The following is a 14,889-nucleotide window of genomic DNA, read 5'->3' as shown; positions in this document are numbered from 1 at the left end:
GAGTCCCGCACGTCCTAACTCTGAGAGACGCGTCGACCAGGGACTGGGGCCGTCTGAGAGACGCGTCCACCAGGGACTGGGTGCTGCACGTTTTACCCTGAGAGACATGTCCACCAGGGACTGGGTCCTGCACGTCGACCTCGACCAGTTCATCGCCGCCGTCGAGATCCTGCGCCACCCCGAACTCCGCGGCAGACCCGTCGTGGTCGGCGGCTCCGGCGATCCCACCCAGCCGCGCACCGTCGCCGCCACCGCCACCTACGAAGCCCGCGAACACGGCGTCCACTCCGGCATGCCGCTCCGCACCGCGCTCAGACGCTGCCCCGACGCCGTCTTCCTGCCCAGCGACCCGCCCGCCTACGAGGCCGCGTCCGAACGCGTCATGGCCACGCTGCGCGGGTTTCCCGTCCTGGTGGAGATCTGGGGCTGGGACGAGGCGTTCATCGGAGCCAGGACCGACGACCCCGAGGCGCTGGCCACCGCCCTCCAGCAGGCCGTCCTGACCGAAACCGCCCTGTCCTGCTCCGTCGGCATCGGCGACAACAAGCACCAGGCCAAACTCGCCTCCGCCTTCGCCAAACCCGCCGGGATCTACCGCCTCACCGGCGACAACTGGGCCGAGATCATGAACGACCGGCCCACCGACGCGCTCTGGGGCATCGGCACCAAGACCGCCAAAAAACTGGCCGGCCTGGGACTCGACACGGTCGCCCAACTCGCCGCCGCCGACCCCGCCGACCTGGCCCGCCGCTTCGGCCCCACCAACGGTCCCTGGTATCGCTATCTCGCCCTCGGCAAGGGCGAAGCCGAGGTCGTCACCACTCCCTGGGTCGCCCGCGGCCACAGCCGCGAGATCACCTTCCCGCACGACCTCACCGACAGAACCGAAATATCCACCCACATAGCCACGCTGGCCCGACAGGTCGCCTCAGACGCGACCGCCGCGGGACGGTCGATCGTCCGTGTCTCGGTAAAGGTGCGATTCGTGCCCTTCCTCACCCGCAGCCGCCAGTCGAAGCTCCCCTCACCCACCACAGACGCGGCCGAGCTGTCCCGCGCCGCCCTCACCGTGCTCGACCGCTTCGACCTCAACCGGCCGGTCCGCCTCCTCGGCGTGGCCGTCGAATACGCCCCACCGGATCAGACCCGGACCGCTCGCTCATAGAACTCGGACCGCATTGCCTCGTCGGCGCGGATGAACTCCTGGATCTCCTCCTCAGACACATCCTCGATGTCCTGCCACTCGACCGTCGCCTCGATGTAGGCCAACGCCCGCCACGCCACACCCGGATCGTCCCTGAACTGGCCGATGCCGGTGTTGCACGGCAGGCAGAGCGCGTAGCGCACATCCCCCGTGCGGTGACAGTGATCGACATGCTCGGGCGAACGGTCCCAGCAGACCACGCACAATCCGTACTGATCGACCACCATGCGCTCGACATCCTGCCTTGCTCGCCACGACGCTTGCGCTAACTCTGAGTGGACCGCACCCGGAAGCAACTCTTGCAGTACCGCGCAAGCCCGTCGCTCAGTCGCTTGTTCAGCCCGAACTCAGAAACCTCCTTCGCCTCCTTACAGTCCGGGCACCACTTCATTCCCTCAGGCGTTTCCACCCCATTTCTCCCGATTTTGATGTCCGATTTGCCCTACTCTCCGCCCTTTTGCACGTAAGAGCGCACGAATTCCTCTGCGTTCTCTTCGAGAACTTCGTCGATTTCGTCCAGAATTGCGTCGACATCGTCGGTCAGCTTCTCCTGGCGCTCCTGCACATCCGGCGCCGCCGAAGCCTCGGTCTCCTCGACCTCGCTCTCGCGCCGACCGGCCTGCTTCTGGCCACCCGTGTCCTTGCTTGCCATGTCCTACCTACCTCCGCTTGGGGGACTGCTCTCTAGGCATATCTTCCCCGAACCGGGCGACATTTCGCGCCCAAGGCCCCGCGATCTTGCCGACTTGACTAGATAGTCCCCCTATCCAATAATGAGCCCCCTGCCCCACAGGAGGTTCCGATGTCCCCCACGTCTCTGAGCACGGCAGGTGTGCTCCTCATCACAGTCCCGGCGGTGGCGTTCGGCGGCGGCGTCTCGCTCCTGACGTTCCTCATGCGGAACGTGCCCGGCTACAACGACAACCCGGTGCGCCGCAGCCTCTGGCGGGCGGGTCACGCTCACGCCGGCGTGCTGGTGCTGTTCAGCCTCGTGGCGATGCTCTACGTGGATCAGGCGGACCTTTCGGACGGCCTGAAGAGCCTGGTCCGCATCCTCATCGTCGCCGCCCCGATCCTCATGCCGCTCGGCTTCTTCCTGTCGGTGGTCCGTCCCAGTGACACCAAGCCGAGCAAGCTCATCGGGCTGACGGTGGTGGGCGGCGCGGCATTGGCGGTGGGCACGCTGACGCTGGGCATCGGCCTGCTCTGACGGGACGCCTCCGAGTGCGGGAGGGAACGCCCATGGCCGGGAGCGCGACGTGACGGCGCCCGGCCACGTATCGCCGGAGAAGCGTTCCCCTGGACGGGGCCCGGCCACGTGCGCGCGTTGGCGCCTTCCCGTGCTTTGCCGTAAAGAATCGGCCTGTACGAAGTCAGCCCCGCGATGGACGCCTGCGAAGTCAGCCCCCGATTGAGGCGTACGGACTCAGCCCCCCGTTGGGGGCATACGACGGCTAGTCTCCGCCGGTGAGGGCGGCGACCAGGTCGGCGGCGGTGCGGCAGCGGTCGAAGAGTTCGCCCACGTGGGCCTTGGTGCCGCGCAGCGGTTCGAGGGTCGGCACGCGCTGGAGGGATTCGCGGCCCGGGATGTCGAAGATGACCGAGTCCCACGAGGCGGCCGCGACGGACTCGCTGTATTGGCGCAGGCAGCGGCCGCGGAAGTAGGCGCGGGTGTCGGTGGGCGGGTTCTCGACGGCGCGCTGGACGTCGTCCTCGGTGACCAGGCGCTGCATGCGTCCGCGGGCGACGAGGCGGTTGTAGAGGCCGCGGTCGGGGCGGATGTCGGAGTATTGCAGGTCGACGAGCTGCAGCCGGGGGTGGGACCAGGTGAGCGAGTCGCGGGTGCGGTAGCCCTCGAGGAGTTCGAGTTTGGCGACCCAGTCGAGTTCGCGGGAGAGCTGCATGGGGTCTTCGGCCAGGCGGGTGAGGACGGATTCCCAGCGGTCGAGGATGTCCTTGTTCATCTCCTCCTGGGCGGTGCCGCGTTCCTCGACGTACTTGCGGGCCTGCTCGAGATATTCCATCTGCAGCTGGATGGCGGTGAGCTTGCGGCCGTCGCGCAGCGGGATCTCGTAGCGGCAGGTGGGGTCGTGGGAGACCGCGCGCAGGGCTTGCACGGGGTTCTCGACGGCGAGGTCGCGGCTGAGGAAGCCGTCCTCGATCATGGCGAGGACGAGGGCCGTGGAGCCCAACTTCAGGTATGTCGAAATTTCCGACATGTTGGCGTCGCCGATGATCACGTGCAGCCGCCGGTACTTCTCCGGGTCGGCGTGCGGCTCGTCCCTGGTGTTGATGATCGGCCGCTTGAGCGTGGTCTCCAGGCCCACCTCGACCTCGAAGAAGTCGGCCCGCTGGCTGATCTGGAAGCCTTCGCCGCGCGAGTCCTGTCCGATGCCGACCTTGCCCGCGCCCACGACGACCTGGCGGGAGACGAAGAACGGGGTGAGGTGGCGGACGATGTCGGCGAAGGGGGTGGCGCGCCGCATGAGGTAGTTCTCGTGGCAGCCGTAGCTGGCGCCCTTGGCGTCGGTGTTGTTCTTGTAGAGCTGGATGGGCGCGTTGGACGGGATCGCGGAGGCCCGCTGGGCGGCGTCGTACATGACGCGTTCGCCAGCCTTGTCCCAGATGACGGCGGCGCGCGGGTTCGTGCACTCGGGGGTGGAGTATTCGGGGTGGGCGTGGTCGACGTAGAGCCTGGCGCCATTGGTGAGAATGACGTTGGCGAGGCCGAGGTCCTCGTCGGTGAGCTGGCTGGGGTCGGCGACCTCTCTGGCCAGGTCGAAGCCGCGAGCGTCGCGCAGCGGGTTCTCCTCTTCGAAGTCCCACCTCGCCCTGCGCGCTCTGGCGGCGGAGGCCGCCAGGTAGGCGTTCACCACCTGCGAGGACGTGACCATCGCGTTGGCGCCTGGCTGACCTGGTACGGAGATGCCGTACTCGGTCTCGATGCCCATCACCCGACGCACCGTCATGCAACACCCTCTGTTCGTCCGGATCTGCCTATCCGCCGTTTATATGCCCGAGCCTATGCCCTTCACAGTGCCCCAGGGTCACAGAGTTATGGCACCGCAGTCTTTTCCACCTTTACGGCGGGAACTGGGGGGGTTTGTGGACGCGCCCGGGGCTTAAGCAGACGCTGGATGGGGCGTTCGGCAAGGGAGTAGACAAGGTAGGACACGAGCACGGCCGCGAGCGTGGTGGTGAGTGCGGCGGCCCAGGGGGCCATTCTGGCGGCCAGGATGGGGATGAGAGCCACGGCGACGACCGAGTGGAAGAGGTAGAGCGGGTAGGTCGTCGCGCCGAGCGCAGTGAGCGTTCTGGACGGTCGCAGCCGGAACACGCCGAGGGCGACGAACGACATCGCGGCGAAGATGACCGTGATGGTGATGATCACGCTGAGGTCGCTGACGGGCATGCTCTTGAATCCGGCGACCTTGATCCGGCCGTGGACGCGTTCGAGCGCGGAGTACACCGCCAGGACGTAGCCGCAGGCGACGAAGAGCCAGGGCAGCACGGCGTCGCGATGCTTGTGGATGAGATAGAGGGCCATGCCGGCGGCGAAGTAGGGGGCGTAGCGGGGCATGACGATCTCGTTGAGCACCTCGTTGCCGAGCAGTTCGGCGCCGAGCGCGGCGGCCAGCCAGACACCGGCGAAGATCAGGACGCGGCCGTAGGTGACACCGATGATCACGAGGATGGCCATGAGGAGATAGAAGCGCAGTTCGGCCCAGAGCGACCAGTAGACGCCGCTGGCGTCCACGACCTTGAACAGCCGCTGGAACATACTGGCGTTCACCAGATACTCGCCCGGCGAAAGCTTGGGGTCGAGCGCCTTGGCGCCGGTGAGGCCGTAGAGAGCGGCGACGGCGGCGAGGCTGAGCCAGTAAGCCGGGTAGAGCCGGACGAATCTGCTCCGGGCGAACGCTCCGAGCCCCCTCCCCCACGCGCTCATGAGGATGACGAAGCCGCTGATGACGAAGAATAACTCCACGCCCAGGATGCCGAGCCCGGCGAACGGGGCGACGGCGGGGAAGAGCTCGGCGGGCCGGTCTCCCCAGACGGAGGCGAACGCGATCAGGTAGTGGAAGGCCAGCACCGCCAGGGCGGCGACGAACCTGAGCAGATCGAGTTCGGCCAGCCGGCCTTCTCCGCGAGAGCTCCTCGGCCGGTTGGGTGGTTGCACGCCCTGTTGGACGGCACAACGATCACTTTGGTTCCGTTGGTCCCAATTTTCACACGGCTCGCTCGGCCATCATCTGGAGACGAGGGGACATGAGAAGGGGCCGCGCGGATCTCCGCGCGGCCCTTCTCAGCAGCCGGTTACAGGTATTGGCCGGTGTTGGCGACGGTGTCGATGGAGCGACCCGCCTCCGCGCCCTGCTTGCCCGACACGAGCGTGCGGATGTAGACGATCCGCTCGCCCTTCTTGCCGGAGATGCGGGCCCAGTCGTCCGGGTTGGTGGTGTTGGGCAGGTCCTCGTTCTCGGAGAACTCGTCCACGCAGGCCGTGAGCAGGTGCTGCACCCGCAGGCCCTTCTGGCCGCTCTCGAGGAACTGCTTGATGGCCATCTTCTTGCCCCGGTCGACGATGTTCTGGATCATCGCGCCGGAGTTGAAGTCCTTGAAGTAGAGGACTTCCTTGTCGCCGTTGGCGTAGGTCACCTCGAGGAAGCGGTTCTCTTCGCTCTCGGTGTACATGCGCTCCACGACGCTCTGGATCATGCCGTGGATGGTGCCTTCGCGAGAACCGCTGTGCTCCGCGAGGTCGTCGGGATGCAGCGGCAGCTCGGAGATGAGGTACTTGGAGAAGATGTCCTTCGCCGCTTCGGCGTCGGGCCGCTCGATCTTGATCTTGACGTCCAGGCGGCCGGGCCGCAGGATCGCCGGGTCGATCATGTCCTCGCGGTTGGAGGCGCCGATGACGATGACGTTTTCCAGGCCCTCGACACCGTCGATCTCCGACAGGAGCTGGGGAACGATGGTGTTCTCGACGTCCGAGGAGACGCCGGAGCCTCGGGTGCGGAAGATCGAGTCCATCTCGTCGAAGAACACGATCACCGGGGTGCCCTCTGAGGCCTTCTCACGAGCCCGCTGGAAGACCAGGCGGATGTGCCGCTCGGTCTCGCCGACGTACTTGTTGAGCAGCTCAGGGCCCTTGATGTTGAGGAAGAAGCTCTTGCCTTCCTGGCCGGTGCGCTCCGCGACCTGCTTGGCCAGGGAGTTGGCGACGGCCTTGGCGATGAGCGTCTTGCCGCAGCCGGGCGGGCCGTAGAGCAGAACGCCCTTGGGCGGGCGCAGCTTGTGCTCGCGGAACAGGTCGGCGTGCAGGTAGGGCAGCTCGATGGCGTCCCTGATCTGCTCGATCTGCCTCATCAGGCCACCGATCTCCTCGTAGGAGATGTCGGGGACCTCTTCGAGCACGAGCTCTTCGACTTCGGACTTGGGAATCCGCTCGTAGACGTAGCCCGAGCGGGGTTCGAGCAGCAGCGAGTCGCCCGCCCTGATCGGCTGCCCGACCAGTGACTCGGCGAGACGCACGACGCGCTCCTCGTCCGCGTGCGAGATGACCAGTGCGCGCTGCCCCTGGTCGAGGAGCTCTTTGAGCATCACGATCTCGCCGACCTCTTCGTAGCCGAGGGCTTCGACCACGTTGAGCGCCTCGTTCAGCATGACCTCCTGGCCACGCCGCAGCGAGTCGACGTCGACGGCGGGGCTGACGTTCACCCGCAGCTTGCGGCCGCCGGTGAACACCTCGATCGTGCCGTCTTCTCTGGCCTCCAGGAAGGTGCCGAATCCGGATGGCGGCTGTGCCAGCCGGTCGACTTCTTCCTTGAGGGCAACGATCTGGTCCCTGGCCTCCTTGAGTGTGGCGACCAGGCGCTCGTTCTGGCCGGTGACGGCCGCGAGGTTCGCCTGCGCCTCGTGGAGACGCTCTTCAAGGACTCTGGCCTGACGGGGTGACTCGGCCAGCTTCCGCCTCAGCGCGGTGATCTCCTCTTGGAGGAAGGAGACCTGTGTTGAAAGATCAGCGACCTCCCGTTCGCGCTGCGCGGCTCGAGCCTCAGCATCATCGCGAGCTGCCACGCCCGTCACCTCCTTCCCAGTCGAGGGCGACTACTAAGGACCTTACCTATCTCGGGCCCCTCCGTAACCTGGCCGGGCAGTGTTCGTCGTGTGACATTCAGTGTTCGGCGAATAATCCCTAATGGTGCGTTTAATACTGGCAGCATAGGAACACGGCGATCTGTTCCCGTGTCACGCACCAACGCACCCTCGTGGCCAAATTGTCATAGTTCCTCAGTGGTCCCCTTCGGTCGTCGGCGGCGTGGTGGCGGTGCCACACCGTCCGCCATGCGACGGGCGCTGACGAGGAACCCGGTGTGACCGATCATCCGATGATCCGGTCTCACCGCGAGCCCTTCGACATGCCAGTCGCGAACCAGGGTCTCCCACGCATGGGGCTCGGTGAAACTCCCGTGATCGCGAATAGCCTCGACGGTCTTGGACATCTGGGTCGTCGTGGCCACGTAGCAGCAGATGACGCCGCCCGGTGTGAGGGCCTTGGCGGCGGCGTCGACGCACTCCCAGGGAGCGAGCATGTCGAGGATGACGCGGTCGACGTCCACCTCGTCGATCGAGGCGACCAGGTCGCCGACGACGAGCCGCCAGGTGTCGTCCATGGGGCCGCCGTAGAACTTCTCCACGTTCTTGCGGGCGACGTCGGCGAACTCCTCGCGCCGCTCGTAGGAGGTGACGTGGCCCTCGGGGCCCACGGCGCGCAGCAGGAAGCAGGTCAGCGCGCCGGAGCCGACCCCGGCCTCGATCACCCGGGCGCCGGGGAAGACGTCGGCCATGCCGACGATCTGCGCGGCGTCCTTGGGGTAGATCACGGCGGCGCCGCGCGGCATGGCCAGAGTGTAGTCCTGCAGCAGGTGGCGGAAGGCGAGGTATTGGGTGCCGCCGGAGGAGCGCACCACGGAGCCTTCGGGCTGCCCGATCAGGTCGCTGTGGGGGATGGCGCCCTTGTGCGTGTGGAAGACGCCGTCCTCTTTGAGCGTGATCGTGTGGCGCTTGTTCTTGGGGTCGGTGAGCTGCACCTGATCCCCCGCCTGGAACGGCCCATGCCTGCGGAAACCCATGTCGGCAAGGTTATAGGGCTTTCGAGCACGCCTTGACGCGCGATATCTATGGGGGATGTTCCCGCGCGAAGTGATCTCTACCGGTTCCCTGGTGTTGCGTTCCCCCTCCGACTCCGACGCAGAGGCGATCGCGCGCGCCTGTGACGATCCGGTGACGGCGCGTTTCCTGCACGTGCTGCCGTCGCCGTACACGTTGCGGGACGCGCGTGACTACCTGCGGGCGGCGGAGCGGAAGTGGACGGAGGGCGGCGCGGAGTTCACCATCACCGAGAACGGCCGTTACGTCGGCGCCATCGGCGTCCAGCCGCCCGATCCGTGGGGGGTGGCGCAGATCGGCTACCTGGCCGCGCCGTGGGCGCGCGGCAAGGGCGTGGTGACCAAGGCGGCGCGGGCGGTGACCGAGTGGCTGTTCGACCATGGCGTCGAGCGGGTGGAGCTGCACGCCGTCGTGGAGAACATCGCCAGCCTGCGGGTCGCCTACAAGGCCGGTTTCCAGGAGGAGGGGCGCAGGCGTGACGCCAGGGTGCAGCGTGACGGGCGCCGCACCGACGTCATCACGCTGGCCAGGCTCCGGCGCGACTCCGGTGTGGCGGCCGATCCGTACCTGCCGTTCTTCGACGGCGGTGAGCTGAGTGACGGAGTGGTACGGCTGGCGCCGCTGGAGGTGGCCGACGCCCTCGACTACCACCGGATGATGCGGGAGCCGAGCGTGGCCGCCTACGGGTTCGGGCCGCCCACCACGCTGGAGGACAACGAGCGGCGCTGCCGCTACACCGGCTACTGGTGGGTGTCGGGGCAGCGGATCGAGCTGGCGATCAGGGACGCGGTGTCCGGGGAGTTCGCGGGGCACCTGCAACTGGTGCAGGTGCTGCCGATATTCGGGCAAGGCATGATCGGATATTCGCTGCGGCCGGAGTTCCGGGGCAGGGGGTTCATGACGCGGGCCGTACGCCTGCTGGTGGACTGGGCGTTCACCTGCACCCCGCTGCACCGGATCGTGGCCGGCACCGCCGTGGGCAACACGGCCTCGCACCGGGTGTTGGAGCGGTCCGGGTTCGTCCGGGAGTCGCTCCTGCGGGAGCTGTACCCCACGGAGGACGGGAGCCGGGTGGACGAGGTGGGGTGGCTGCGCCTGCGCCCCAGCTGACCGGAAATCCCGGTTTCCGGTTTGGGGGTGGTCAAGTGCCACGGCCACGGCGAGACTCGGGGTCACCGCCCCTGAGATACGCGTGATCACGCTGCGCGATCTCACTTCCCCTCCCCTGAGGGATACAGCGATGACTTACAACCGTGTCGACGTCGCCATGCGCGAACTCATCGCCTCGTTCTCCTGCCTGGACCCCGCGGGACTGATCGACAGGCTGAGCGGGACCGCCGCGGCGGTCACCGGAACGGCCTACGCGGGATTCGTACAGGTGGACGCGCTACGGGAGGTCGCTCAGTCCGTCAATGTGCACGCGCCCCCGGTCGATCCGCTGCGGGTACGCCCGTGGCTGGAGGAGTCCGGGGTGCTCAAGACGCTCGCCACGCGATCCGTCCGGCTGCTGATCGTGCCGGACGCGTCGATGGGCGAGCCCGGTTTCCTGGCCATGCCGGTGCCGCTCGCCACGAGGGACCACGTGTTCCTGTGGGTGGCGGGACGCCGGTTCGGGGAGCCGGAGGAGCACCTGCTGAGCCGCTTCGCCACCGCCGCGGGCCGGGCCCTGGAGGCCGCCAGCGGGCTGGAGGCGGCCATCCGGCTGTTACGCGGCGTGCAGGCGTTCCCCTGCGCGTGACGGGCGCCGCCGGGCCGGGTTCGGTACGGGCCGGATCGCGAGAATACGGACGACCTACGGGTGGATCCGATGGGGTACGACGGCCGTTTCCGGGCAGCGGTTCCGGGAGATTCTTCGCCGCTTTCCTATGCCCAAACTTGGAAATTACGGGATTTCCACAGAATGGGTGGATGCGTCCATCCGGACACCCGTGGCGGGGTCGCGGCTCTCGCGACCCCGCTGCTCAGGGGCACCCCTGCGACCGACGCCCCGTGGGACCTTCGCCAGCCCGTGGCCTGGCGAATAGCTAGCCCGCCTGGCGCGGGAACGGCTTCGCGGACCGCCTAGTTCGTACAGCCGCTGCACGCCGTCGGGCATCGCAGTAATCGTCGGTATATTTCGCATCTTGCTGCCCTAGAGAACGACGAGTGTGCCCGCACCAATGGGGCAGCGAGTGCGTGATCACGCATCAGCGGCGCCGCCCCACTACCGGCGCGCCAGCAATCGCTCTACGACCGACGCGTTTCAGCGGTCGCTCCACGGCCGGCATGCGTCAGCGCTCGCTCCGCCACCGGCATGCGTCAGCAGTCGCTCCACGGCCGGCGTGCGTCAGCCGTCCTCTGCTGGGACGCCCAGTCCCCCGCCGACTCCGCGATCGCTGCGCGTCAGGCGTCTTGCCCGAGCATGGCGCTGGTCGCCTCGTCGACGATGTCGCGCATCGCGCGTTGCGCCTCCGCGGCGCCTCCGGATGGAACGACGGCATGGTGTGGCGCGGCCTGGACCGCCTGGGCCACCTCCGTGTGCCGGCGGATCGTGCGCGTTCGCCGCTGGCGAGCCGCCAGCGGATGACGCGAGGGTCGAACAGGTTCCATGAAGTCCGGGGCGACACCGTGATGCCGACGCGCCGGCGGCTGCTGACCAGGCCCGTCGGCTCCAGGACTCGTACGGCCTCGCGCACGACCGTACAGGACACCCCGAACCTGGCCTCTAGCCGCTCGATCCTGAGCACCTGACCGGCGGCGTAGTCACCCGCCACCACGAGACCGCCCAGCTCGTCGAGCACGCCGTGCAGCTCTCGTCCGTGCCGCCCTTCCTCACCCGCCTCATGCCTCGCATGCTGCCAAAAGTATGATTTATTCGACTTCTCAGTTTGATTGATATGACGCAAGCTGTCTAGTCTGACGCGCATCCGAACCCGAGAGGTTGCCCCGCATGGACGACTCACCCCGCCCGCAGCTCATCGTCGTGATGGGGGTGACGGGATGCGGCAAGTCCACCGTCGGCACCGCGCTCGCCGAACGCCTCGGGGTGCCCTTCGCTGACGCCGACGACTTCCACAGCCCCGCGAACGTCGCCAAGATGACCGCCGGAATGCCGCTCGACGACGCCGACCGGCTGCCGTGGCTGCGCGCGGTGGGCGGCTGGCTCGCCGAGCACGCCGGCACCGGGGCCGTAGTGGCGTGCTCCGCGCTGAAGCGTCGCTACCGCGACCTGCTGCGGGAGGCCGCGCCCGAGGTGAGTTTCCTGCACCTGGACGGCGACGTCGGCATGATCAGGAAGCGGGTGGCGCACCGGTCCGGGCACTTCATGCCCGAGTCGCTGGTGGCCTCGCAGTTCGCGGCCCTCGAACCCCTCGGCCCCGACGAACGCGGCGTCGCACTCGACCTGTCCCTGCCAGTGGACGACCTCGTGAACGCCTATCTCGCCCGTACGACCTCGTGAACGCGTACTTCACCCGAACGCACAGCAGAACGCCCGTACCCCCAACAGGAGCACGGGCGTTCAACAAGGGCGGGAAGATTCAGGACGAACGGCTCATCCCCGGTGGGCTTCGAAGCGCATCGTGCGGGAGACGCCGACGCGGACGGTGGTGCCCGGGACGATGGTGACGGGCTCGTTGGGCGGGATGTCGTAGAAGTTGGGGTCGCCGGGCGGCTGGATCTGGGTGCCGTTGACCGACCCCAGGTCGACCAGGTTGACGTCCCAGCCGTCGAGCGCCACCCGCAGGTGCCTGCGTGACACCGACCCGTCGGGGCTGGTCACCTTGGCGGGCCTGGCCGTGCCGCCCGCCACCTCCGGCGCGCGCTCGGGGTCGCGTCCCAGCAGGTAGTCGCTCTCCAGCGGCAGCGCGGTGCCGTCGTCGAGGATGAGGACGCCCAGCGGGGGCCGCGGCCCCTTGTACGGTACGAGGGTGCGCTGGACGAGCGCGATGCCGCAGACCGCGCAGTAGGGCACGCGTGGGTCGTTGAAGTGGTCGTTCTTGCAGTCGACGCCGTAGACGAGCTGCCGGTCGCCGTGCTCCTCCTGGGCGGGCGGAGGCGGCGGCTGCTCGAACAACTCGCGGGGCTGTTCGAAGTGCTCGCGCGGCTGGTCATAAGGGGAGGCGGGCTGGTCGAAATGTTCGCGTGGCTGGTCGTACTGCTCGCGCGGCTGGTCGTAGGGGGAGGAAGGCTGCTCGTACTGCTCGGGCATCGTGCCGTTGCCGGAGTGCACGGGTGCGGGCTCGTCGTAGGTGGGGAACCCGCTCGGCTGCTCGGCCGGGGGTGGCGGGTCCGGGACCGCCGACAGGAACGGCGGCTGCTCCAGCGCGGGCGGCTGCGGCTGAGGCCCTGAGACGGGCTGGGGGCCCGAGAACGGCTGCGGTCCCGAGGGGCCGGCGGCCGAGGGGCTGGGGCCCGAGGGGGTGGCGGGCTGGTCGTTGCCCGAGAGCGGATAGGGGGCCATCTGCACCGGAGGCGGCACGATCAGGTCGGGCTCGAAGTGCAGGGCGGTGTTGGGCAGCTCGCTGGTCAGTGGCCTGGACTGGGCCGCGGGCCGTTCGGCGACGTCACCGAAGTCGCCCACGAGCCCGCCGCCGTGCACCACGCCGCCGTCGAAGCTGACCGCGGGATGCGGCTCGCCCCCGCCGGGCAGGCTCAGCGAGACGCGGTGGACCGGCCCGTTGATGAGCCGGTCGGCCCAGGTCAGCGAGTCGCTGCCGGCCAGCCGGGTCTCGCCGGAGTCGGTGGTGACCGTGGCCGACGCCGAGCCGCTGACCAGGACGGCCACGCCGCTGTCGACCGGTCCCGCGACCGCGCAGGTGGCGGGGTCGCCGGTCATGTTGGCCGCGAGCACCTGGGCTGCGCGCCTGGCCAGCGCTCTGCCGTCGCCCCCGGCGGCGGCCGTCTCGCGTAGTGCCTTGAGCAGTTCATCGGCCGCGGCCTCGGCCGCGTCGCACACCAGCAACAGCCCGCCCAGATAGGCGACCAGCCCATCTCCGGGAAGCGGACGTACCGCCCCGAAGCCCTGGCCCGTCATGACTCCTCCTTCATGACGACCGCGCTGCGCTCATCGGTGCCCTCGCTGCGCTCGGTCACTCAACTCTCCTCCCCGGAAGCCGGCGTTTTCACGGCACCCGCACTGCCGTGCCGGCCACCAGCCATACGCATACCCATACGGCGAGGCGGCGTCGCGGCCGCCCCGTCTCGATTTGGTGAACCGGTGGACCGGTGGACCGCAATAAACCTGGCCGAACAGAACACTATCGGCCAGGCGTCTCATCCTCGAACCGCCGGGTGCGATCCGGAATCACCTGATCACTGGACACGACACTAGCCGGGGGCTGCCGCATATACGAGTGGGACATATCAGACGCCGCTGAAGACGCGGTTGACGTCGGCCGTGGCGAGCACGCCGTAGATCTCGCCGCCGCGCTCCACAAGCAGGTATTCGCCGGCCGGGGCCTCGCGCATGGCGTCGATGAGCGCCTCCCCGGTCAGGTCGGCGGCCAGCACCATGGACGGCTCCAGCGACTTGGCCATGGAGCCGGCGTTCACCCAGGGGCGGCGGTGTTCGGGAGTGGCCTGTACGGACGCCTCGTGCACGATCGCGACGGGCCGGCCCTCGTGGTCGACGACGACGAGGGCGCCGGCCCGCTTCTCGGCGGCCTGGCGCAGCGCCTCCGACAGCGGGGTCTCGGCGATGACGGGGATCGCCCTGCGGGCCAGGGTACGGGCGTTGACCTGCGGGATCCTGGCGCGGATGCGGGCCACGCGCAGCGACTGGGTGGCGCCGAGCCAGATGAAGGAGGCCAGCACCAGCGGCCACAGCAGGTCGCGGGGGTCTACTTCCTGCCCGCTCATCAGCGACATGGCGATCGGCGAGACCACCAGCAGCACGGCCAGCACCCTGCCGCCCCAGGCGGCCGCGATGGTGCCGGAGCCGGCGTTGCTGGTCAGCTTCCAGACGCCGGCGCGCAGCATCCGGCCGCCGTCGAGCGGCAGCCCGGGCAGCAGGTTGAACACGCCGACGATGAGGTTGGCCACCCAGAGCTGCCAGATCAGCACTTCGGGGATGCCGCCGCCGTTGATCAGGAAGACGTCGGCGCCCAGGCCGATCCCGGCCAGGCCGAGCGACAGCGCCGGGCCGGCGGCGGCGACCATGAATTCCTTGCCGGGTGTCGGCGGCTCCTTCTCGATCTCCGACACGCCGCCGAGCAGGTAGAGGGTGATCCGGCGGACCGGCAGGCCGTAGGACTTGGCCAGCACGCTGTGGGCCAGCTCGTGCAGCAGGACCGAGACATAGAGGAGGACGGCGAAGACGAAGGCGACGGCGTAGGCGGCCGTGGCGTCGAGCTCGGGCAGCATGGCCCGCACCCGATCACCGAACATCCAGGTGATGAAGGCCGCGACGATGAACCACGTCCACGACACATAGACCGGGATGCCGAACGGCTTTCCCATCCGAAGACCGGAAAATTCCTGCTGCGGGCTCTGCTCGCTCACCGCGCTCCTTGCCGTTCATTACCTGCTGTCCG

14 protein-coding genes and 1 pseudogene are annotated in these 14,889 nt (G+C 68.3%); 5 read left to right on the top strand and 10 right to left on the bottom strand.

Annotated features, from left to right (window positions below):
• Window positions 1–106 precede the first annotated feature (106 nt).
• The gene (locus AB0B61_RS43790; RefSeq protein WP_358445588.1) at window positions 107–1,165 is read left to right on the top strand and encodes a DNA polymerase IV; all 1,059 of its coding nucleotides are present in this window, start codon (window positions 107–109) and stop codon (window positions 1,163–1,165) included.
• On the opposite strand, the gene AB0B61_RS43785 is transcribed toward AB0B61_RS43790, so the two are convergent.
• Both AB0B61_RS43785 and AB0B61_RS43780 read right to left on the bottom strand, forming a co-directional pair.
• Window positions 1,141–1,500 carry an endonuclease domain-containing protein gene (locus AB0B61_RS43785; protein WP_358445585.1) on the bottom strand — a complete coding sequence of 120 codons (360 nt, stop codon included), beginning with the start codon at window positions 1,498–1,500 and terminating at the stop codon, window positions 1,141–1,143. The two genes, AB0B61_RS43790 and AB0B61_RS43785, sit on opposite strands and share 25 nt — an antisense overlap.
• A gap of 146 nt (window positions 1,501–1,646) precedes the next feature.
• Entirely contained in the window at window positions 1,647–1,856 is a 210-nt protein-coding gene (locus tag AB0B61_RS43780) for a ubiquitin-like protein Pup (RefSeq protein WP_225291274.1), read from the bottom strand.
• Between the two features lie 150 nt (window positions 1,857–2,006).
• Here AB0B61_RS43780 and AB0B61_RS43775 point away from each other — a divergent pair, with 150 nt between their 5' ends.
• Window positions 2,007–2,414: a hypothetical protein gene (locus tag AB0B61_RS43775; protein WP_358445582.1), complete on the top strand. Its 408-nt coding sequence runs from the start codon at window positions 2,007–2,009 to the stop codon at window positions 2,412–2,414.
• Window positions 2,415–2,658: 244 nt separating this feature from the next.
• On the opposite strand, the gene dop is transcribed toward AB0B61_RS43775, so the two are convergent.
• The 4 genes from dop to AB0B61_RS43755 all read right to left on the bottom strand — a co-directional run bounded on the left by dop (window position 2,659) and on the right by AB0B61_RS43755 (window position 8,340).
• Entirely contained in the window at window positions 2,659–4,173 is a 1,515-nt protein-coding gene (gene dop, locus AB0B61_RS43770) for a depupylase/deamidase Dop (protein ID WP_263654939.1), read from the bottom strand.
• Between the two features lie 86 nt (window positions 4,174–4,259).
• A complete protein-coding gene (locus AB0B61_RS43765) occupies window positions 4,260–5,384 on the bottom strand; it encodes an acyltransferase (RefSeq protein WP_358445579.1) in 1,125 nt (374 codons plus the stop codon).
• A gap of 137 nt (window positions 5,385–5,521) precedes the next feature.
• Window positions 5,522–7,294, bottom strand: a complete 1,773-nt coding sequence (gene arc, locus AB0B61_RS43760) for a proteasome ATPase (protein ID WP_358445576.1) — start codon at window positions 7,292–7,294, stop codon at window positions 5,522–5,524.
• A 194-nt stretch (window positions 7,295–7,488) separates the two neighbouring features.
• Window positions 7,489–8,340 (bottom strand): tRNA (adenine-N1)-methyltransferase, encoded by an 852-nt coding sequence (locus AB0B61_RS43755; RefSeq protein WP_225291278.1) that lies wholly within the window; start codon window positions 8,338–8,340, stop codon window positions 7,489–7,491.
• Window positions 8,341–8,395: 55 nt separating this feature from the next.
• On the opposite strand from AB0B61_RS43755, the gene AB0B61_RS43750 reads away from it, so the two are divergent.
• Together AB0B61_RS43750 and AB0B61_RS43745 are read left to right on the top strand one after the other, a co-directional pair.
• A complete protein-coding gene (locus AB0B61_RS43750; RefSeq protein ID WP_358445574.1) occupies window positions 8,396–9,487 on the top strand; it encodes a GNAT family N-acetyltransferase in 1,092 nt (363 codons plus the stop codon).
• A gap of 130 nt (window positions 9,488–9,617) precedes the next feature.
• Window positions 9,618–10,115 carry a hypothetical protein gene (locus AB0B61_RS43745; RefSeq protein WP_358445571.1) on the top strand — a complete coding sequence of 166 codons (498 nt, stop codon included), beginning with the start codon at window positions 9,618–9,620 and terminating at the stop codon, window positions 10,113–10,115.
• 644 nt (window positions 10,116–10,759) lie between these two features.
• Here the strand turns inward: AB0B61_RS43745 and AB0B61_RS43740 are convergent.
• Both AB0B61_RS43740 and AB0B61_RS43735 read right to left on the bottom strand, forming a co-directional pair.
• Window positions 10,760–10,966, bottom strand: a complete 207-nt coding sequence (locus tag AB0B61_RS43740; protein WP_358445665.1) for a hypothetical protein — start codon at window positions 10,964–10,966, stop codon at window positions 10,760–10,762.
• 74 nt (window positions 10,967–11,040) lie between these two features.
• Window positions 11,041–11,283: pseudogene (locus AB0B61_RS43735) on the bottom strand (hypothetical protein); the annotation flags it as partial.
• A gap of 23 nt (window positions 11,284–11,306) precedes the next feature.
• On the opposite strand from AB0B61_RS43735, the gene AB0B61_RS43730 reads away from it, so the two are divergent.
• On the top strand, window positions 11,307–11,816 hold the full coding sequence (locus AB0B61_RS43730) for a gluconokinase (RefSeq protein ID WP_358445568.1): 510 nt from the start codon (window positions 11,307–11,309) through the stop codon (window positions 11,814–11,816).
• 93 nt (window positions 11,817–11,909) lie between these two features.
• On the opposite strand, the gene AB0B61_RS43725 is transcribed toward AB0B61_RS43730, so the two are convergent.
• Together AB0B61_RS43725 and AB0B61_RS43720 are read right to left on the bottom strand one after the other, a co-directional pair.
• Entirely contained in the window at window positions 11,910–13,391 is a 1,482-nt protein-coding gene (locus AB0B61_RS43725) for an FHA domain-containing protein (protein WP_358445565.1), read from the bottom strand.
• Between the two features lie 329 nt (window positions 13,392–13,720).
• Complete coding sequence (locus tag AB0B61_RS43720; RefSeq protein WP_358445562.1) at window positions 13,721–14,857, bottom strand: site-2 protease family protein; 1,137 nt, start codon at window positions 14,855–14,857, stop codon at window positions 13,721–13,723.
• Between the last annotated feature and the right edge of the window lie 32 nt (window positions 14,858–14,889).

Origin of the sequence: Nonomuraea sp. NPDC049158 (genome assembly GCF_040648335.1) — a bacterium.
In the GTDB taxonomy this organism is placed as follows: Bacteria; Actinomycetota; Actinomycetes; order Streptosporangiales; family Streptosporangiaceae; genus Nonomuraea.
The sequence above is the reverse complement of the archived record's forward strand: the minus strand, read 5'-3'. Positions and strand labels throughout refer to the sequence as shown.

Coding starts and splice junctions, on each gene's coding strand:
- AB0B61_RS43750 (WP_358445574.1), top strand. CDS start 8,396: ATGTTCCCGCGCGAAGTGATCTCTACCGGTTCCCTGGTGTTGCGTTCC.
- AB0B61_RS43780 (WP_225291274.1), bottom strand. CDS start 1,856: ATGGCAAGCAAGGACACGGGTGGCCAGAAGCAGGCCGGTCGGCGCGAG.
- AB0B61_RS43745 (WP_358445571.1), top strand. CDS start 9,618: ATGACTTACAACCGTGTCGACGTCGCCATGCGCGAACTCATCGCCTCG.
- AB0B61_RS43755 (WP_225291278.1), bottom strand. CDS start 8,340: ATGGGTTTCCGCAGGCATGGGCCGTTCCAGGCGGGGGATCAGGTGCAG.
- dop (WP_263654939.1), bottom strand. CDS start 4,173: ATGACGGTGCGTCGGGTGATGGGCATCGAGACCGAGTACGGCATCTCC.
- AB0B61_RS43725 (WP_358445565.1), bottom strand. CDS start 13,391: ATGACGGGCCAGGGCTTCGGGGCGGTACGTCCGCTTCCCGGAGATGGG.
- AB0B61_RS43730 (WP_358445568.1), top strand. CDS start 11,307: ATGGACGACTCACCCCGCCCGCAGCTCATCGTCGTGATGGGGGTGACG.
- AB0B61_RS43740 (WP_358445665.1), bottom strand. CDS start 10,966: ATGGAACCTGTTCGACCCTCGCGTCATCCGCTGGCGGCTCGCCAGCGG.
- AB0B61_RS43775 (WP_358445582.1), top strand. CDS start 2,007: ATGTCCCCCACGTCTCTGAGCACGGCAGGTGTGCTCCTCATCACAGTC.
- AB0B61_RS43790 (WP_358445588.1), top strand. CDS start 107: ATGTCCACCAGGGACTGGGTCCTGCACGTCGACCTCGACCAGTTCATC.